Here is a 20176-nt window from a genome sequence, read left to right as displayed (position 1 = left end):
ATGGGTTATACAATCACGGTGGTCGGTCTTGGGTCTGGTGAGCTGAATCAATTGCCACTCGGGGTGTACCGTCATTTGAAGCAACAACCGCTCGTTTGGCTACGGACGAAAGAACACCCTGTCGTACGTGAGTTAGAGTCAGAAGGGCTCGCATTCGAGTCATTTGATTCAATTTATGAATCGAGTGATACGTTTGAAGAGGTGTACGATCAAATTGTCGAGACGTTGATGAACAAAAGTGAAGAGATGGCTATCACGTATGCTGTACCCGGTCACCCGTTCGTCGCCGAGCGAACTGTCGAGCTTTTAGTGGAACGTGGAGCGGACCTTCACGTACTCGGCGGGCAAAGCTTCTTAGATGCGATGTTCCAGGCACTGCAAATCGATCCAATCAACGGCTTTCAGTTGTTGGATGCGACGGCGCTCGACCTTGAACGCCTGCAGGTGACGCAACATGTGTTGATTGGCCAAGTGTACGATGGATTTGTAGCGGGGGATGTAAAAGTGCAGCTGATGGAACGATATCCGGATGAGCACCCTGTCACCCTCGTAACAGCTGCCGGTACCACACAAGAACGAATCGAACACATTCCATTGTTCGAGATGGATCGCATGGCGGAAGTGAACAACTTGACGACGCTCTATGTTCCGCCACTCACGGATGAAGCTTATTTGGCGAAAGACTTTGCAACGCTCAAACAAATCATCGCCACACTTCGTGGACCGGACGGTTGCCCATGGGATCGCAAACAAACGCATGAGTCGCTTCGGAAGTATTTATTAGAAGAAGCGTATGAACTCATTGAAGCCATCAATGCAGAAGATGACGATGACATCATCGAAGAACTCGGTGACGTGTTGCTTCAAGTCATGTTACATGCCCAAATTGGTGCAGACGAAGGGTATTTCGATATTCGTGATGTCATCGGGGCAATCAGTGAAAAAATGGTCCGCCGTCATCCGCACGTCTTCGGAGATGTCACCGTCGAAGATGCCTCTGATGTGGTAAAAAATTGGAATACGATTAAACAAGCGGAAAAAGGGGAAAAGAAACAATCGCAACTCGATGGTGTACTCGTCGACCAACCTTCATTGATGCGTGCTGAACAACTTCAAAAGAAAGCCGGCCAAATCGGATTCGAATGGGATGACGTGTCGGGCGCTTTTGAAAAATTGGAAGAAGAACTGCACGAGTGGCGTGAAGAGTTGAGTGACGAATCAGAACTTGGCGATGTATTATTCTCCATCGTCAACATCGCGCGATACGTTGGGCTAAATGCCGAGCAAGCGTTAGAACAGACGAACCGAAAGTTCAAACGTCGATTCGAGTATATAGAAGCGAATGGTGATCTTCAGCAGATGACGCTCGAACAGATGGATGCTCTTTGGAACGAGGCAAAGGAGAAAGGGTTATGAGATTAGATAAATTTTTGAAAGTATCCCGCTTGATCAAGCGACGCACGCTCGCAAAAGAAGTGGCAGATCAAGGGCGGATTCAGCTAAATGGCCAAGTGGCGAAGGCGAGTACCGATGTTAAAGTCGGAGACGAGCTGCAAATTCGATTCGGAAACAAGCTTGTCACGGTCGTCATTGACTCGATTGCGGAACATGCACGCAAAGAAGATGCGAAAGAAATGTATCGTTTACTTAAAGAAGAGAAGATGGACGGTAGTATCGACTCGTAAAAAAAAGTATACTTAATGTATTAAGAGGAGGGGGATGAGGCGATGAACGGACGTAATCCGATGGATCGACAACGGCGCATTCGAGCGCTAGATGAGCGTAGAGAACAGCTGGAAAAAGACACACATCGCCGAAGAGTTCATCTTCGACGTCGTTTGGCGGCAGCCTCACTCCTATTTTTATTCGTCATGGTATTAATTGGACAGAGTTACTTTTCAAAGGTAGGCTATGTATCGGACCAACAACAAGCTTACGCACAAGCGAAAGTGGAGTTGCAAGAGCAGAAAGCCGAGCAAGATGAGTTGAAGGAACAAGTGGAACGTTTGCAGGATGAGGATTATATCGCGAACTTGGCGCGAAACGAGCTCCTCTTCTCCAAAGATGGAGAGATTATTTTCTACTTCTCCCCAGAGGAATAAGTTGGTTCGTTGACCGCTAGGGAAACGACTCGTATAATTGAAAAGAATCAATCAAAAAAGGAGTACATTATTTTATGTCAATTGAAGTAGGAAGCAAGGTACAAGGTAAGGTTACAGGGATTACGCATTTCGGAGCGTTCGTTGAGCTCCCAAACGGCAAGACAGGATTAGTACACATCAGTGAAGTGGCGGACTCTTACGTCAAAGACATTAACGAAGTGTTGACAGTCGGTCAAGAAGTCACGGTCAAAGTGTTGAACGTCGAAAATGATGGGAAAATCGGGTTATCCATCAAGAAAGCAGTCGATCGTCCTGTAAGTGAACGCCCTGAACGTCCAGAGCGTCCAGCCGGTGAGCGTTTCTCTCGTGGCCCACGCCCAGGTGGCCCAGGTCAAGGTGGTCCGCGCGGTGGCGGCCCACGCGGTGGCGGCGGCCCACGTGGCGGCGGCCGTCGTGGTGAACAACGTCGTGAACCAGAAACATTCGATACGTTGATGAGCAAATTCTTGAAAGACAGCGACGAGCGTCTTTCGACGTTGAAACGTCAAACAGATTCGAAACGCGGTGGACGTGGAGCCAAACGCGGGTAATCCTTCGATACCAATTAGCTTCTACTCGTAACCATATAGGTCTTGTAACAAGACAAGTCGTGAACATTTTTGTTCACGACTTTTTTTGTTTTAAAAAAATTATAAAAAATAACTAAATATAGTTGATTTTTTTCGAGGAAGAGAGCAAAATAGGGAACATGAAAAAATAGTTATGTTTTATAAGTGAAGGTGGAGAGAAAAAATGAATGGATGGAAACTATGGACGGCGGAGTGGCGGAGTATCTTTAAGAACCCACGTGTGTTGGTTCCGATTCTCGCAGTCGCGCTCGTACCATTAATGTATGCCGGTATGTTTTTGTGGGCTTTCTGGGATCCGTATGGACAGATGAAAGATTTACCGGTCGCCATCGTCAACGAAGACAAAGGGGCATCATTTGAAGGGGAGTCACTTGAAATCGGGAACAATCTGATTGATAAGTTACTAGATTCGGAAGCCTTCGAGTTTGTCGAGACGACAAAGAAAGAAGCAGAATCTGGATTGAAAGACCATGATTATTACATGGCAATCGAGATTCCAGAAGACTTTTCGGAGAAAGCGACGACTGCTCTAGATGAACATCCAGAGCAACTTGAATTGAAGTACATTGCGAATGAATCGTATAACTTCTTAGCCGCACAAATCGGTGGCTCTGCAATGGAGCAAGTGAAAGCAGAGCTTTCGACCGAGGTATCGAAACAGTACGTCAGTGCATTGAAAGATGGATTAAATGACGTAGCGGACGGACTTGGTGAAGCCGCGGATGGCGCGACAAAACTTGCCGACGGTTCTACGTCAGCAAAAGATGGTGCCGTCAAATTAGCGGATGGGACGAAACTTCTCGCCACAAAACAACGCGAACTTGCAGATGGTGCAAGTGAGTTAAATGACGGAATCGCTCAGTTGTCCGATGGTTCATCTGAACTCGCGGACGGGACGAAACTACTCGCCTTGAAACAGCGTGAGCTCGCTAACGGTGCAAGCCAGTTAAACGATGGTGTGACTCAGTTGGCAGAAGGTTCATCGGCACTCGCGGATGGAAGTCAGCAAGTGTACGACGGGTCAACTGCTTTGTCAGACGGGGTACACCGCGTGAATGATGGCGCATCCGCCTTACAAAACGGAACGAGCCAGCTCGTCGAAGGAACAGGGGCGTTCGCGTCCAAATTGGATGAACTACACACAGGTGCGAAAACGTTGAATCAAGGCGTTCAAGACCTTGCTGCTGGCATCGAGCGCTCAAAAGAAGGGGCGGCCGCATTGAATGACGGCGCAAACCAACTAGCAGGTGCATTGACAAAAGCGAAAGAAGGAAACGCTGCTCTCATCGCGGGTCAAACTGAAGTGGTCAATGGAATCGAACAAATGAAATCCGAATTGACGGCGAAACAGGATGAGTTGATTGGACAATTGACGGCACTTGCTGAGTCCGGTCAATCTGCGTCACCTGAAATGCTTCAAGCCATCGCAGCACAACTCACTGAAGGAAAACAAGCGACAGCGGCTGGGTTTGATCAATTAGCTGCAGGGGCGACGCAAGTGAAAGAGGGACAGACCTCATTGGCGGCGGGTCTTGCCCAAGCAGAAACAGGTGCAGGACAACTTTCGTCAGGACTTTCTGAATTGAACACGGGTCAAACGAAGTTAGCGGAAGGTGCTCAGGCGTTAGCAAGTGGTTCGAGTCAAATCGAACAAGGAACACAAACTGCAGCCGACCGTTCACAAGAACTCGTGTCAGCGAGTTCAAAACTTAATCAAGGTGCAACACAACTTCAAGACGGGACAACTGAACTTACGGCAGGCAGTGAAAAACTCGTAGCCGCGACTGGACAGTTGTCTGAAGGTAGTGTGAAGCTTGCCGATGGTGCGAAAAGCGCAAGTTCGGGAACGAGTGAGTTGGCGAATGGTGCTACTCAATTAGCGGACGGTGGACAAAAACTTCAAGAAGGTAGTCGTGAACTTGCTGATGGCGCGAAGGCTGCCGGGGCAGGAACAAGCAAGTTGACGGACGGCGCGAATCAGCTCGCGGACGGCGGACGAGAACTTTCAGATGGTAGCGGAGAACTCGCAGATGGAATGACAGATCTCGCATCAGGTAGCGATGAACTTCGTGACGCTCTAGTCAAAGGTGCGAAAGATGCAGACATCGGATTGAACGATGAGAATGTCGAGATGATGGCAGGACCAGTGTCACTCGTTGATAACTCGATTCACGAGGTACCGAACTATGGTACAGGGTTCGCTCCATACTTCATGTCACTCGGACTCTTTGTCGGGGCACTTCTCTTATCGATCGTCTATCCATTGTACGATCCAGCTGGACGTCCGAAACGTAGTCTATCATGGGTATTGTCGAAGTCTGGTGTTCTCATGGTTGTCGGGTTCCTTCAAGCGCTCATTTTAGACGTGGCGATGGTGCAGCTGTTAGGACTTGAAGTAAGCGAACCATTGAAGTTCTTTGGATTCAGTTGGTTGACGAGCATCACATTCCTCTTTATTGTGCAGTTACTCGTCACCACACTCGGGAACCCAGGACGTTTTGTAGCAATCGTCTTATTGATCTTGCAATTGACGACTTCTGCTGGAACGTTCCCGCTCGAGTTGATTCCACGAGCGTTGCAACCGTTCAATGCGCTCCTTCCAATGACGTATACGGTTGCCGGATATAAAGAAATCTTGTCAGCTGACGGTGCGCAGTATTTGCAGACGGCGACAACGTATTTAGCATTTGTGGCTGCTGGATGTTTTGCATTACTGTGGGCGTACTTCCGAATCGCATGGAAGAAAAAATATCGTCAAGTTGTATCAGAAGCATGATGTAAAAATGTAATGAAATCGTGTATAGTGATGAAGATGACACTATGCACGATTTTTTTATTAAAAAAATTTCAAAAAAGAATTGACACTCGAATGGTGACTGGTTATTATAGAAAATGTGCTTAGGACACAACAATAACATGGCGGTGTAGCTCAGCTGGCTAGAGCGTACGGTTCATACCCGTGAGGTCGTGGGTTCGACTCCCTCCGCCGCTACCATTTTATTTAGGCCCGTTGGTCAAGCGGTTAAGACACCGCCCTTTCACGGCGGTAACACGGGTTCGAATCCCGTACGGGTCACTTAGCCTAAGCGAAAAGAAGCCATCTCAATCGAGATGGCTTCTTTTGTTATATCAAGGAGGGAATTCATGAAAAAAGTGCTCGTCGCAGTGTCTGGTGGGGTGGATTCCATTGTCTTGTTGGATCGTCTCGTCAAAAAGGGCTGGGATGTTGCGGTGGTGCATGTCCATCATGGCGTACGAGAAGCTTCAGACGAAGAGTATAGGTTCGTCGCTCGCATCGCAGAAACCTACCACATTCCGTTTCATGGAACGCGTCTCTGTTTTCGAGATGGAGGGTCACAAGCCCGATATCGGGAAGCACGCTATCAATTTTTTGAAGACGTCATGAACACATATGGATACGACACATTGGCCACAGCGCACCATGCGGATGACGAGTTAGAAACAGTGCTCATTCAACTACATCGAAACGTGGTCGAAGTAAAAGGGATTCCCGAAAGCCGGCAATTTGGTAACGGGAGGCTCATCCGTCCGTTGTTACATGAGTCGAAAGCTCAACTGATCGAGTATGCACGACAGAATGAATTAGAGTGGCGCGAAGACGCAACGAACCAAGAACGTACTTACTTAAGGAATCAAATTCGCCATGAGATCGTGCCACGACTGAAACAGATGCGGCCCTCGATTGTGGGAGAAGTCAGCGAAGCGGCAAAGGTGGCCCGTTCCGATTGGGATAGCAGGTATCAATCGTGCGAACGATGGGTGGAGGCATATGTCAAACTTGAAATGAAAGCGTTTCATGTGAAACTCGAGGATTTCGAGCGCTTATCATTCCTTGAACGGTATACGGTCGGTCGATTGCTGTCCTCTCGTTACGAGGTGAATGTGAACGAGGCGATGGAGAAGCTACTCCAGAGTCAAAAAGATACAGGATCCTATCATCTGACAGGCGAGTGGTTCATGACGAAGCAGAATAGGGTACTGAATCTTGTACAGCGTTCTGCGTCAGGTTCACTTCATCCCATTCAAATTGATTCGTTGCCGACCGTTGTTGAATTCGGAGACCGAACCATCTCTTTATCCGTCGAGGAGGGGAGAGAGGGCATTCCGTTACATGAGATCACTTATCCGCTTACGATTCGAACAAGTGCACCAGGTGACCGAATGCGATTGGCCGTGGGGACAAAGAAAGTGTCCCGTATCCTGATCGATGAAAAGATTGAGCGGACGGTTCGCCCAACGCTACCCCTGCTTGAAGATGCCTCAGGACGAATTCTCGCGATTGTCGGGGTACGAGTTTCAGAATTTCTAGACAAGTCGGATGCGATTTGCCTACGATTAATGGTAAAATGATGATTGTGTCGAAACAGAAAGAGGAGGATTTCAAGATGTCATTAATGAACGATATGGAGAAAATTTTAATCTCACGTGAAGAGATTCAAGAAAAGGTGAAAGAGCTCGCTGGAACGCTTAGCGAAGACTATAAAGAAGAGTTTCCGCTTCTCGTGTGTGTATTGAAAGGCGCGATGCCATTTATGTCTGACCTCGTCAAAGAAATGGATATCCATTTAGAAATGGATTTCATGGACGTGTCGACGTATCACGGAGGTACTTCTTCAACAGGTGAAGTAAAAATCGAGAAAGATTTAAATACATCTGTAGAAGGACGCGACATCTTGATTGTAGAAGATATTATTGATAGTGGATTGACGCTTGGCTATCTCGTCGATCTTCTTAAATACCGTAAAGCGAAGTCTGTGAAGATTGTCACGCTTCTCGACAAACCGACAGGACGCAAAAATGGTTTATCAGCAGACTATAGCGGTTTCGTGATTCCGCACGAATTCGTTGTCGGTTACGGTCTCGATTATGAAGAGAAATATCGTAACCTTCCTTACGTCGGTGTGCTCAAACCGAGCGTTTACGGGGGCTAACGTTTTTCTTTTGAAAATGTGACGTGGTAAGATAAAAGAAATCCCCAAAGTATAGGCATATACTGAATGGGCGAGAACATCGTTTCTCGGAATAGGAGGCAGAGAATGAATCGTGCAGTGAAAAACACATTGGTTTTTGGTGTGATTTTCCTAGCCTTGATCTTGTTCCTTCAATATTTGCAGAATCCGAATAGTCAGAGTGAAACGCTCTCGTATTCGAAATTCCTAGAATATGTGGAAGATGATCGGATTGAGACGGCAACCGTACAAGAAATCCCGGGGGCTATCTCGATTACAGGCGACCTTACAGGAGATGACGACCAGCGTTACGAAACAAACATTCCAGCGAACGAAGCTGAATATGCGGATGTATTAACGCAGCTTCGAGCGAATACGGATATTCAAATCGAGGAGGCTGAATCGAACAGTAGCTGGTTCAGCATCGTCTTCGCGATTTTACCGTTCATTATCATCTTCATCTTGTTCTTCTTCTTGTTGAACCAGGCGCAAGGTGGTGGCGGTGGTGGTCGTGTGATGAACTTCGGGAAATCGAAGGCGAAACTATACGACCAAGAAAAACGTCGCGTCACATTCAAAGACGTGGCCGGAGCAGACGAAGAGAAACAAGAACTCATCGAAGTTGTTGAATTCTTGAAAGACCCTCGTAAGTTCTCGAAACTCGGTGCGCGTATTCCGAAAGGGGTCTTACTCGTTGGTCCTCCAGGGACAGGTAAAACACTTTTGGCCCGTGCAGTAGCCGGAGAAGCCGGAGTACCATTCTTCTCGATCTCAGGTTCTGACTTCGTTGAGATGTTCGTCGGGGTCGGTGCGTCACGTGTCCGTGACTTGTTCGAAAACGCGAAAAAGAATGCTCCATGTATCATCTTCATCGATGAAATCGATGCGGTCGGACGCCAACGTGGTGCCGGTCTCGGCGGTGGTCACGATGAGCGTGAACAAACATTGAACCAATTGCTCGTTGAAATGGATGGATTCAGTGACAATGAAGGGATTATCATGGTTGCGGCGACAAACCGTCCGGATATTCTCGACCCTGCCCTACTTCGTCCAGGTCGTTTTGACCGTCAAATCACGGTCGATCGTCCAGATGTAAAAGGGCGCGAAGAAGTGTTGAAAGTCCATGCACGCAACAAGCCACTTGACTCAACTGTAGACTTGAAGTCAATCGCACAACGTACACCTGGTTTCTCTGGGGCTGACTTGGAAAACCTCTTGAACGAAGCAGCACTCGTTGCAGCACGTTCAAACCGTACGGCAGTATCGGTTGTCGATGTCGAAGAAGCAATTGACCGTGTCATTGCAGGACCTTCGAAGAAGAGCCGAATCATTTCTGAAAAAGAACGTAACATTGTCGCTTATCACGAAGCGGGTCACACAATCATCGGTCTCGAGCTTGAGAATGCGGATGAAGTACACAAAGTGACGATTGTCCCACGCGGTAACGCTGGAGGATACGTCGTCATGCTTCCAAAAGAAGATCGTTACTTCATGACAAAACCTGAACTCGAAGATAAAATTGTTGGACTTCTTGGTGGACGCGTCGCCGAAGATGTCATCTTTGGTGAAGTGTCAACAGGAGCGAGCAACGACTTCCAACGTGCGACAGGGATTGCGCGGAAGATGGTCATGGATTACGGGATGAGCGATAAGCTTGGACCGCTCCAGCTCGGTTCAAACCATGGCGGACAAGTCTTCCTTGGCCGTGACTTCCAGACAGAGCAGAACTACTCGGATGCGATCGCTCAAGAGATCGATTTAGAGATTCGCGAAATCATCAACCGCTGTTACGCGAAAGCGAAGCAGATTTTGACAGAACGTCGCGAAGACCTCGAACTCGTTGCGAAGACATTGCTTGATGTGGAAACGCTCGACTCGAAACAGATTCGTCACTTGATCAAGACACGCGAATATCTCCCGCATGAGCCGGAAGAAGACGTGGATGCATCGACGGACTCGGACGACGCAGCGAAGAAAGATGAGGCGGCCGTGCAACACGGACAAATCGTCGATCAACCTGAAGTTGTTCAAGACAGCCAACCGGATGTCGTACCTGAAGGCGATAAGCCAGAGGCGACTCCTACGGAACGTCCGAACAACGAATCACGTTAATGAATGAGACGAATGCCCTTGACGAGGCATTCGTCTTTTTTCGTGTTATAATTCGAGCGAACTGCAATTGACAACAAAGTGAGGAACTATATCATGATTTTAGTGATTGATGTTGGAAATACAAATATTGTTCTAGGGATGTACGATGGAGACAATCTCGTACACCATTGGCGAATTTCAACGGACCGGACGAAAACGACGGATGAGTATGGCATGCTAGTGAAATCGCTCTTTGACCATTCGAACGTCTCGTTCGATCAAGTCGACGGTGTCATTTTGTCCTCTGTCGTACCTCCTGTTATTTTCCCACTTGAACAAATGTCACAACGATACTTCAATGTACGTCCAATCGTTGTGGGCCCAGGTGTGAAGACAGGATTAGACATTCACGTCGAGAATCCCCGCGAAGTCGGGGCCGACCGAATTGTCAACGCGGTGGCAGGAATCGCCAAGTATGACGGTCCGCTCATAATTGTTGATTTTGGAACGGCAACCACGTATTGTTACATCGATGAGAAACGTCGCTACCATGGCGGCATCATCTCACCAGGTATCATGATTTCAGTGGAAGCACTTTATCAACGTGCTGCGAAATTACCACGGATTGAACTGGCAACCCCACCAACGGTTATCGGGAAAAATACGATTCAAGCGATGCAATCTGGGACGTATTATGGCTATGTCGCCCAAGTGGATGGCATCGTGAATCGGATGAAGCGTGAAGTTGGTGAAGCGACCGTCATTGCGACTGGAGGATTGGCACGATTGATCAGTGAACATGCAGAAACGATTGACCATGTGGATTCGTTCCTGACACTCGAAGGCCTCCGCCTCATTTACGAGCGCAATCAAAAGTAAACTAAAGGAGTTAACTCATATGATTCATTCAGAACAACAAGTATTACTCGATCAAATGAAAGACGATTATCTCGTTCGGGCCCTCGGCTTTAATGGAGAGGTGCGTGCATTTGCAGCCCGTACGACAAAAACAGTATACGAAACACAACTTCGTCATCAGACGACACCGGTTGCCTCAGCGGCCCTCGGACGGACGATGACAATCGGTTCGATGATCGGAGCCATGCAAAAAGGTGCGGCACGCGTCACACTTAAAGTGGAAGGTGATGGTCCAATCGGGAAAATCATCGTAGACGCAGATACAGCAGGAGATGTCCGTGGATACGTATCTTACCCTCGTGTCGATGGTGGGACGTTCGTCAACGACCAAGGATTGACGAAGTTGAAAGTCGGCGAAGCGGTCGGGAAAGGAACGGTCTCGGTCATTAAAGACTTAGGCTTGAAAGATTATGTCGGTGGTTCTTCAGAGATTCAAACAGGTGAAATCAGTGAAGACTTCACCTACTACTTCGCAACATCTGAACAAGTACCATCAGTCGTCGGAGCAGGTGTTCTCGTCTTACCAGAAGATGAATCGATTCTTGCTGCGGGTGGTGTCATCGTTCAGTTGCTGCCGAACGCTTCCGAAGAGACGGTACAAGCGCTTGAAAAAGCACTTCAGACGTTCCCGCCGGTATCTGTTTTAATCGGTGAAGAAAAAACACCGGAAGAAATGCTGCAATTACTTCTCGGCGATAGCCTGGATGTCCTCGATACGAACCCGATCCAGTTCAATTGCACATGCAGTCGTGAACGAATGGAAAGTGCCATTATCGGTCTTGGAAAAGAAGAGATTCGCCAAATGATCGAGGAAGACGGCGGAGCCGAAGCGGTTTGTCACTTCTGTGGTGAAAAGTATCATTTCTCGGCTGAACAGTTAGAAACGATGAAAGAACAGGCACAATCGTAAGCAACGTTCCAAATTGCATATTTTCAATTCGATAGGGTATGATAACAATATCGGAATAGTCGGAATTATGAAGGAGGAAATGGAATGCGAATCGTAAACTCAGTGACAGACTTGATTGGAAAGACTCCGATTGTGAAATTGAACGGAATGACTGGACCAGAAGATGCCGATGTGTATCTGAAGCTTGAATATATGAACCCAGGGTCAAGTGTCAAAGACCGGATTGCTCTCGCCATGATCGAAGCGGCAGAAAAAGACGGAATCTTGAAGCCGGGTGATACCATCATCGAGCCGACGAGCGGGAACACAGGAATCGGTTTAGCGATGGTCAGTGCCGCGAAAGGATATAAAGCCATTCTTGTCATGCCTGAAACGATGAGTATGGAGCGTCGTAACCTTCTTCGTGGATACGGGGCCGAGCTCATCTTGACGCCAGGGCCAGAAGGAATGGGTGGAGCGATTCGTCGTGCTACTGAAGAAGCTGAGAAAAACGGCTACTTCCTTCCGCAACAATTCAACAACGCAGCGAACCCGAACGTGCATGAGATGACGACGGGACCTGAAATTGTCGAGGCGTTCGAAGAGTCAGGACTTTCGGTAGATGCTCTCATCGCGGGAGTCGGTACAGGTGGTACGATTACCGGTGCAGGAAAAGTCGTGAAAGCGAAATATCCAGACGTGAAAATTTTGGCGGTTGAACCGGTTGATTCCCCAGTCTTGTCGGGTGGGAAGCCAGGACCTCATAAGATTCAAGGAATTGGTGCCGGCTTTGTCCCATCCATTCTGGATACTGAGATTTATGAGGGTGTCCTTCAAATCACGACAGACCAGGCGTTTGAATACGCGCGCCAAGCGGCACGCACGAACGGTGTCCTCGGTGGAATTTCTTCAGGGGCTGCCATTGCAGCGGCACTTGATACGGCGAAACGCCTCGGTAAAGGGAAAAACGTATTGGCGATTATCCCGTCAAACGGAGAACGTTACTTGAGCACACCGCTTTATCAATTTGATGAAGAATCAAACGAGAGTCGCGTATAACATTTCAGGCAGTAATCGAGAGACATTCTCTTTCGGTTGCTGCCTTTTCTTGTGTACAATAAAAGGCATGAATGAATAGACGGAGGAATGACAAGTGAGATCGACAGCGTTCAGAACGAAGCGGATGACGAAAGAAAAGATGTATGAGGCATACATGACGTTGACAGCAGACCAGCCGTACCACGCATGGCTAGAAAGTGGAAGGGCAGGACGGTATACGATTGCGGGGATCGAACCGTTCGGTCGCTTCCATGTAAAAGACGGTGTCGGTCTCTTACAAATAGGGGAAACGACTGAAACGATGTATGGGAAACCACTCGAGATGGTTAGTGAAGTGCGGAAACGATTTGAAGCTGAGCGTCCGGAAGGGGCACCTCCCTTCTTCGGTGGCATGATTGGTTATGTCAGCTATGACGTTTCTCGAACGATTGAGCGACTCCCTAGCCAGGCAGAAGATGATTTAGCGACGCCGGACGTCTCGTTTCTGTTGTTTGATGAAGTGGCTGTGTTCGACGAAAAGAGTTCGACTCTCTATTTGATGGTCACAGCAGAAGGCAATGCCGAACGTAAAGCGGATCGCTTGGCGGCCATGTGGAACGTCGAATCACACTACGCATTCAAACCGACTGAACAATTGCCTGTCGAGCGTTCGCGCTCCATGTCTCAAGACGAATTTGTGGAGGCGGTCAAACGAATTCAGTCTTATATCGTGGAAGGTGACGTGTTCCAAGTGAATTTGAGCGTTCGTCAATCCGAACCGTTACGCGCCGACCCACGTCGTGTTTACGATACGCTTCGTCAAATGAATCCATCTCCGTACATGGGATACTTTGTGGATGACGCACTGACAATGGTCTCCGCTTCACCGGAACTATTGCTTGAGAAACATGAATCTGACATTTCAACGCGACCGATCGCGGGTACGCGTCCACGTGGAAAAGACGATGTTGAGGACTTGGAATTGGCGAACACGCTACTTGAAAACGAGAAGGAGCGAGCGGAACACGTCATGCTCGTCGACTTGGAACGGAACGATCTCGGGAAAGTCGCGGCATACGGTAGTGTTCATGTGGACGAGTTGATGGTGATTGAAAAGTATTCACATGTTCAGCATATCGTCTCCAACGTACGGGGTACGATTCGTGATGAAGTATCAGGAGCGGAGGCGCTAGCCGCGATGTTCCCTGGTGGTACGATTACCGGTGCACCGAAAATTCGAACGATGGAAATTATCGAGGAACTTGAACCAGTTCGCCGGGGATTATACACCGGGTCATATGGATGGTTAAGTTGGGACGATGATCTCGTCTTCAACATCACCATTCGAACGATGGTCGTGAAAGATGGGATTGCATACGTTCAAGCGGGAGCGGGCATCGTCATCGATTCGGATCCGGTCTCAGAATATGAAGAATCTCTGTCCAAAGCGAAGGCGCTATGGGCGGCGAAGCAAATGACGGAGGAGACGACATGATTGTACTAATCGATAACTATGACTCATTCACATACAACTTAGTGCAGTATTTTGGAGAACTTGGTGAAGAACTGGTCGTTTATCGAAACGATGAAGTGACGATCCAAGACATTGAGAAACTTGCTCCGAGCTACCTGGTCATTTCCCCTGGACCTTGTACACCGAATGAAGCCGGGATTAGCGTCGAGGCGATTCAAACGTTCGCAGGTCGCATTCCGATTTTAGGTGTGTGTCTCGGTCATCAAGCGATTGCACAAGCGTTCGGAGGAGACGTCGTTCATGCGGAACGGCTGATGCATGGGAAAACGTCGAAGATTCAACATGACGGTAAGTCGATTTTCAAAGATATTCCTCAGCAGACGGTCGTGACCCGTTATCACTCGTTATCTGTGGAACGTTCTACCTTACCGGAATGTTTGATGGTCACAGCAGAAACAGAAACGAAAGAAATCATGGCACTCCGGCATCGGACGCTCCCGATTGAAGGCGTTCAGTATCACCCTGAAGCAATTTTGACCGAGCATGGAAAAGAGATGATTCGAAACTTTATCGAGGAGTACCGCCATGTGGTATTGGCATAACGGGGACCTTGTTGAGCGAGAGGATGCATGGATTCCTGTCGAGGACCATGGATTCTTATATGGGATGGGTCTATTCGAGACGTTTCGAACATATGGTTTCATTCCGTTCTTGTTCGATGCGCATTGGGAACGATTGATGAAGAGTGTAGATGAACTGTGGATTGATTTTCCGTACACAAAGGAAGAAATCGAGACAGCGATTCAGCAATTGTGTCTTCAAAATGAAGCTCCTGACTTGTATATCCGATTGAACGTATCGGCAGGAGTCGCGCCGCTCGGTCTGTATGCCGGACGATATGAAAAACCGAACGTCACGTTGATTGCCAAACCGCTCTCCTCAGAAGTTGTGCCACAGGAGAAGCGAGTCGAACCGATCCCTTTTCCAAGAAGTCGTCCTGAAGCGGCTTTTCGATTAAAATCGCATCATTACATGAACAATATCCTCGGAAAACGCACCTTGCAAGACCAGGATGCTGAAGGATTATTTGCGGACGAACAGGGCTACGTGGTGGAAGGGCTCGTGTCGAACATCTTTTGGGTCGGATCTGATGATGTGTTGTATACGACACCCCTTTCGAGTGGAGCACTCGCGGGCGTGACGCGACAATGGGTGATCGATTGCTTTCACGTGGTGGAGCAATCGGTGACATTCGATGAATTAACCGCAGCGAAAGAGATTTGGATGACGAACTCGATTCAGCAAGTCGCTCCGGTGACGCATTATGGAAATCTGCAATACCCAGGTAAAGACGGAGAACGATTTAACGAAGTGTGGGCGGAGCTCGTTCGTTCACTTGGATAGGAGGCTGAAACATGACGAAAATCATGGGTATTTTAAACGTGACCCCGGACTCATTTTCAGACGGAGGACGATATACAGCGGTCGAAGAAGCCGTACGTCACGCAAAGCAACTCGTACGAGAAGGTGCGGATGCGATTGATGTCGGTGGTGAATCGACGCGACCCGGTGCAGCGCTTGTTTCTGCAGAAGAAGAAATTGAACGTGTCGTCCCAATCATCGAACGATTGGTAAAAGAAATTGATGTGCCAATCTCGATTGACACGTATAAACCTGCTGTTGCGAGGGCGGCATTAGAAGCGGGTGCGACAATCATCAATGACGTGTGGGGCTCGAAATGGGGAGATCGGTCTATGGCGCGTGTCGCCTTTGAATATGGCGTCCCCATCATTTTGATGCATAACCGAGAAAATCGAGACTACCATCATTTTATTGAAGATGTGGTGAGTGATTTGCAGGAGTCGATTGAGATTGCTCATGCAGCAGGTGTGAGAGATGAGCATATTTGGCTAGACCCAGGAATCGGGTTCGCAAAAGACGTGGCGCAAAATCTAGAGCTCATGAATCACCTCGATGTGATCGCGCGTCTTGGCTATCCGGTGTTACTAGGTACGTCCCGTAAATCGTTTATCGGCCAAACGCTCGATTTACCAACCGAAGAACGCGTAGAAGGGACGATTGCGACGACGTGTTTAGGCATCATGAAAGGGTGCGATTGGGTACGCGTCCATGACGTGAAAGAGAATATGCGTGCAGCGAAGATGATGGATGCGATGATGAGGGGGAATGGACATGGATAAGATTTTTGTGAACGGCATGCGCTTTTATGGATATCATGGTGTGTTTGAAGAGGAGAACCGTCTCGGTCAACGGTTTCACGTGGATTTAATATGTGAGTTAGACCTTGCACCTGCTGGGAAGTCAGATGATTTACAGGATGGAGTCAGCTACGCGGGGTTATATCAAGTCACAGAAGACATTGTGACAGGAGAACCGGTCAATTTACTCGAAACACTCGGAGAACGAATCACGACGGCCATTTTGGCACATCATGATTTGATTCAAAGCGTGACAGTAAAAGTAATCAAGCCGGACCCACCAATCCCAGGACATTACGACTCGGTGGCGATTGAGATGACAAGGAGACGCACGTCATGATTTTTATCGCATTAGGAGCAAACATCGGGGAGCGGGCCGCACAATTGTCTGACGCGATTGATGAAATGGGAAAAATGGGTGTTACGGTCACGAAACAATCATCGGTTTATGAGACCGCCCCTGTCGGTTATACCGATCAACCATCATTTTATAATATGGTGGTCGAAGTGGAGACTCATCAATCTGTAACGGACTTGTTAGACACCCTTCAACAAATTGAACGGCAGTTAGGTCGAGAGCGTCTCTTTAAGAACGGTCCGCGCACCATCGACCTTGACATCCTCTATTATAATGGGGAAGATATACAATCAGAACACTTGACGGTACCACATCCGCGGATGCAGGAACGTGCGTTTGTGCTCGCTCCGTTAGCTGAGATTGCGCCAGAACTCATCGTCCGCGGACGAACGGTCGCATCATGGCTAGCAGATTTACCGATGGCAGACCGCCAAGATGTCGTTCGGTTACAGTTGCTAACGAATTTGGTGAAATGAAGGATGTGTTGTCTTGACAGGCTTTAAGATTGGAAATATAGATATTAAAAACCGTGCAGTCCTTGCACCGATGGCTGGCGTGACCAACCCGGCATTCCGATTGATCGCAAAAGAATTCGGGGCGGGACTCGTCTGTGCTGAAATGGTCAGTGATAAAGGGATTTTGCTGGAGAACGCGCGGACGATGCGCATGCTATATGTCGATGAACGAGAAAAACCGCTCAGCTTGCAGATTTTTGGTGGTTCTAAAGATACACTCGTCAAAGCGGCGCAGTACGTCGATCAAAATACGAATGCCGACATCATTGATATCAACATGGGTTGTCCTGTGCCGAAAGTAACGAAATGTGACGCAGGTGCAAAGTGGTTACTTGATCCGGATAAAGTGTATGAGATGGTCAATGCCGTCACGAATGTGGTCGAAAAACCGGTCACGGTGAAAATGCGCCTTGGTTGGGACGATGATCACATCTTTATTTTGGACAATGTCAAAGCGGCTCAGACAGGTGGAGCGGCAGCCATTGCCATTCATGGACGTACGCGAGCCCAACAATATGAAGGAACTGCGAACTGGGATTGGATCGGTGAAGCGAAGAAAGTCGCGACCGTACCGATTATCGGGAACGGGGACATTGCCACACCACAAGACGCTAAGCGTGTCATTGACCAATATGGCGTGGATGCCGTCATGATTGGGCGCGCTGCACTTGGAAACCCGTGGATGCTCTATCAGACGGTTCAGTACCTCGAAAGTGGAGAACTTCCGCCGGAACCAGCAGCTCGTGAAAAAATTGATATTTGCATGTTGCACCTCGACCGATTGAGTGCAATTAAAGGTGAGCTGACGGCCGTTCGTGAAATGCGTCAACATGCGGCTTGGTATTTAAAAGGATTAAAGGGCAGTGGTCCGATTCGCAAACAAATCAATGAGACGGAATCGCGTGAGGCTTTCGCAGCGGTCCTGTATGGATTTGTTGATCAACTCGAGCGACAACTGTCAGAAGTGTGAACTAGAGAAAAGAACTAATTTATGGTAAGCTTGTTTGGCGAAAAAGTGCACCACAACGAATGAACGGCTTCGGCTGTGCTGTTGGCCATCGGGTCGACAGTTTTTTGTTAGGGATAAACCCAATATGGATAGAGGAGTGAATGGAATAGTGAGCCACGAGTTAGAAATGAATGATCAAATGCAGGTTCGTTTTGAGAAGATGACCGATATGCGCGAGCGCGGTCTCGACCCGTTCGGTCAACGCTTTGATCGTTCTGCGCACGCAGGTGAATTACATGAGCAGTATGAATCAATTGAAAAAGAGGCTTTAGCAGAGCAGGACGTAGAAGTCACGCTAGCGGGTCGCATCATGACGAAACGCGGGAAAGGGAAAGTATTTTTTGCCCACATTCAAGATGTGACAGGTCAGATTCAAATTTACGTTCGTAAAAACGATGTCGGGGATGAGCCGTTTGACTTATTCAAATCATCAGACCTCGGTGATATCGTTGGTGTCAAAGGAAAGCTCTTTAAAACAAATGTAGGTGAACTCTCGATTCATGTGGAAGAGTTTGAGCTCTTGACGAAGGCGCTTCGCCCGCTTCCGGACAAATATCATGGATTGAAAGATGTGGAACAGCGCTATCGCCAACGTTATCTTGATTTGATCACAAACCAAGATTCACGCCAGACATTCATTTTGCGTAGCCGCATCATTTCTGAGATTCGCAACTTCTTAAATCAAAAAGGATATTTAGAAGTGGAAACACCGATGTTACACACGATTGCGGGTGGAGCAGCGGCGCGTCCGTTCTTAACGCATCATAATGCGTTGGATATGGAACTTTATATGCGTATTGCCATCGAACTTCACTTGAAACGCTTGATCGTTGGTGGACTCGAGCGTGTTTATGAAATTGGACGTGTGTTCCGTAACGAAGGAATCTCGACACGCCACAACCCTGAATTCACAATGATCGAATTGTATGAGGCATATGCGGATTACAACGACATCATGGATTTGACGGAAGAATTGGTTGCGCACGTAGCGAAAGAAGTACTCGGTACAACAGATGTACAATATGGTGAAGATACAATTCACCTTGGCATCGGTTGGAAACGTGCACACATGGTCGATCTTGTTAAAGAAGAGACAGGTGTAGACTTCTGGCAACAAATGTCCGACGAAGAAGCACGTGCCCTTGCGAAAGAGCATGGTGTGGAAGTTCAGGACCATATGACGTTCGGTCATATCGTAAATGAGTTCTTTGAGCAAAAGGTCGAAGAGACATTGCTTCAACCAACATTCGTGACAGGACACCCAGTTGAAGTGTCGCCGTTAGCGAAGAAAAACGAAACGGATCCACGCTTCACAGATCGTTTTGAATTGTTTATTGTTCGTCGTGAACACGCGAATGCCTTCACGGAGTTGAACGATCCAATCGATCAACGTGAGCGTTTCGAAGCACAATTGCTTGAGAAAGAAGCAGGTAACGACGAGGCGCACGAACTCGATAACGATTTCCTTGAGGCACTTGAGTACGGTATGCCACCAACAGGTGGACTTGGAATCGGGATTGACCGTCTTGTCATGTTATTGACGAACGCACCATCAATCCGCGACGTTCTTCTTTTCCCTACAATGCGTCATCAACAGTAAATAATAGTAGAGAAGCCGGTTTGTACGTAGGTGCAATCCAGCTTCTCTTTTTTTATTTTTCCGTATGAGCGCTTGGAAACAAGCCGTTGAATAAAGGGGAAACTCTAACGAAAAAACTTTTTTGAAAAAACTTTATAAAAAACCCTTGCGTTAATTAAAGGTGTGCGGTAAAGTAATAAACGTTGCCGCTGATGGCAGCGGAAAGAAATAAAAAAGTGGTTGACAACTGTGTCGATGACTTGTATTATTTTAAGAGTCGCCAAGAGCGACAGACGAACTTTGAAAACTGAACGATGAGGCAAAAATAAGTTTTACAATTTTTGAATGAAGCGCAAGCTTCGTCAATCTAAGAGCTATATCAAAT

The 20176-nt window shown here is 47.9% G+C and carries 19 protein-coding genes and 2 tRNA genes; all 21 read left to right on the top strand.

Going from position 1 to position 20176, the window contains the following annotated elements; translation table 11 throughout:
• The 21 genes from mazG (at window position 1) to lysS (ending at window position 19812) form a co-directional block, all read left to right on the top strand.
• Window positions 1-1416 carry a nucleoside triphosphate pyrophosphohydrolase gene (gene mazG / locus ACQKD4_RS14405; RefSeq protein ID WP_427373817.1) on the top strand — a complete coding sequence of 472 codons (1416 nt, stop codon included), beginning with the start codon at window positions 1-3 and terminating at the stop codon, window positions 1414-1416.
• Entirely contained in the window at window positions 1413-1685 is a 273-nt protein-coding gene (locus ACQKD4_RS14400) for an RNA-binding S4 domain-containing protein (RefSeq protein WP_214697198.1), read from the top strand. Before mazG ends, ACQKD4_RS14400 begins: the two co-directional genes overlap by 4 nt.
• 42 nt (window positions 1686-1727) lie before the next feature.
• A complete protein-coding gene (locus ACQKD4_RS14395; protein WP_074036621.1) occupies window positions 1728-2102 on the top strand; it encodes an FtsB family cell division protein in 375 nt (124 codons plus the stop codon).
• A 74-nt stretch (window positions 2103-2176) separates the two neighbouring features.
• A complete protein-coding gene (locus tag ACQKD4_RS14390) occupies window positions 2177-2692 on the top strand; it encodes a S1 domain-containing RNA-binding protein (protein WP_214697200.1) in 516 nt (171 codons plus the stop codon).
• A gap of 202 nt (window positions 2693-2894) precedes the next feature.
• Window positions 2895-5507 carry a YhgE/Pip family protein gene (locus ACQKD4_RS14385; RefSeq protein WP_427373816.1) on the top strand — a complete coding sequence of 871 codons (2613 nt, stop codon included), beginning with the start codon at window positions 2895-2897 and terminating at the stop codon, window positions 5505-5507.
• Between the two features lie 142 nt (window positions 5508-5649).
• A tRNA-Met gene (locus tag ACQKD4_RS14380) sits at window positions 5650-5726 on the top strand.
• A 9-nt stretch (window positions 5727-5735) separates the two neighbouring features.
• Window positions 5736-5807, top strand: a tRNA-Glu gene (locus ACQKD4_RS14375).
• 68 nt (window positions 5808-5875) lie between these two features.
• Window positions 5876-7102, top strand: coding sequence for a tRNA lysidine(34) synthetase TilS (tilS, locus tag ACQKD4_RS14370; protein WP_427373815.1), 1227 nt, complete (start codon window positions 5876-5878; stop codon window positions 7100-7102).
• A 35-nt stretch (window positions 7103-7137) separates the two neighbouring features.
• Window positions 7138-7683 carry a hypoxanthine phosphoribosyltransferase gene (gene hpt, locus ACQKD4_RS14365; RefSeq protein ID WP_012727721.1) on the top strand — a complete coding sequence of 182 codons (546 nt, stop codon included), beginning with the start codon at window positions 7138-7140 and terminating at the stop codon, window positions 7681-7683.
• 105 nt (window positions 7684-7788) lie between these two features.
• Window positions 7789-9813: an ATP-dependent zinc metalloprotease FtsH gene (ftsH, locus tag ACQKD4_RS14360; protein WP_427373814.1), complete on the top strand. Its 2025-nt coding sequence runs from the start codon at window positions 7789-7791 to the stop codon at window positions 9811-9813.
• A 93-nt stretch (window positions 9814-9906) separates the two neighbouring features.
• Window positions 9907-10671, top strand: a complete 765-nt coding sequence (locus ACQKD4_RS14355) for a type III pantothenate kinase (protein ID WP_214749858.1) — start codon at window positions 9907-9909, stop codon at window positions 10669-10671.
• A gap of 19 nt (window positions 10672-10690) precedes the next feature.
• A complete protein-coding gene (gene hslO, locus ACQKD4_RS14350) occupies window positions 10691-11620 on the top strand; it encodes an Hsp33 family molecular chaperone HslO (protein WP_305794034.1) in 930 nt (309 codons plus the stop codon).
• A gap of 84 nt (window positions 11621-11704) precedes the next feature.
• Window positions 11705-12658 (top strand): cysteine synthase A, encoded by a 954-nt coding sequence (gene cysK, locus ACQKD4_RS14345; RefSeq protein ID WP_074036641.1) that lies wholly within the window; start codon window positions 11705-11707, stop codon window positions 12656-12658.
• A gap of 94 nt (window positions 12659-12752) precedes the next feature.
• Window positions 12753-14132, top strand: a complete 1380-nt coding sequence (locus ACQKD4_RS14340) for an anthranilate synthase component I family protein (protein ID WP_427373813.1) — start codon at window positions 12753-12755, stop codon at window positions 14130-14132.
• A complete protein-coding gene (gene pabA, locus ACQKD4_RS14335; protein WP_214761688.1) occupies window positions 14129-14713 on the top strand; it encodes an aminodeoxychorismate/anthranilate synthase component II in 585 nt (194 codons plus the stop codon). Before ACQKD4_RS14340 ends, pabA begins: the two co-directional genes overlap by 4 nt.
• Entirely contained in the window at window positions 14697-15515 is an 819-nt protein-coding gene (locus ACQKD4_RS14330; RefSeq protein ID WP_427373812.1) for an aminotransferase class IV, read from the top strand. The genes pabA and ACQKD4_RS14330 overlap by 17 nt, the downstream gene beginning before the upstream one ends.
• An 11-nt stretch (window positions 15516-15526) precedes the next feature.
• Complete coding sequence (folP, locus tag ACQKD4_RS14325; protein ID WP_427373811.1) at window positions 15527-16312, top strand: dihydropteroate synthase; 786 nt, start codon at window positions 15527-15529, stop codon at window positions 16310-16312.
• The gene (folB, locus tag ACQKD4_RS14320) at window positions 16305-16670 is read left to right on the top strand and encodes a dihydroneopterin aldolase (RefSeq protein ID WP_427373810.1); all 366 of its coding nucleotides are present in this window, start codon (window positions 16305-16307) and stop codon (window positions 16668-16670) included. Before folP ends, folB begins: the two co-directional genes overlap by 8 nt.
• Complete coding sequence (gene folK, locus ACQKD4_RS14315; protein WP_427373809.1) at window positions 16667-17164, top strand: 2-amino-4-hydroxy-6-hydroxymethyldihydropteridine diphosphokinase; 498 nt, start codon at window positions 16667-16669, stop codon at window positions 17162-17164. The genes folB and folK overlap by 4 nt, the downstream gene beginning before the upstream one ends.
• A gap of 70 nt (window positions 17165-17234) precedes the next feature.
• Entirely contained in the window at window positions 17235-18173 is a 939-nt protein-coding gene (gene dusB, locus ACQKD4_RS14310; RefSeq protein ID WP_427373826.1) for a tRNA dihydrouridine synthase DusB, read from the top strand.
• A 148-nt stretch (window positions 18174-18321) separates the two neighbouring features.
• Window positions 18322-19812, top strand: coding sequence for a lysine--tRNA ligase (gene lysS / locus ACQKD4_RS14305; protein WP_214697220.1), 1491 nt, complete (start codon window positions 18322-18324; stop codon window positions 19810-19812).
• Window positions 19813-20176 lie beyond the last annotated feature (364 nt).

This window comes from Exiguobacterium sp. NPDC077395 (assembly GCF_050269125.1).
GTDB classification, from domain to species: Bacteria; Bacillota; Bacilli; order Exiguobacteriales; family Exiguobacteriaceae; genus Exiguobacterium; species Exiguobacterium aestuarii_A.
This window is presented reverse-complemented; position numbering and strand designations above follow the sequence as displayed.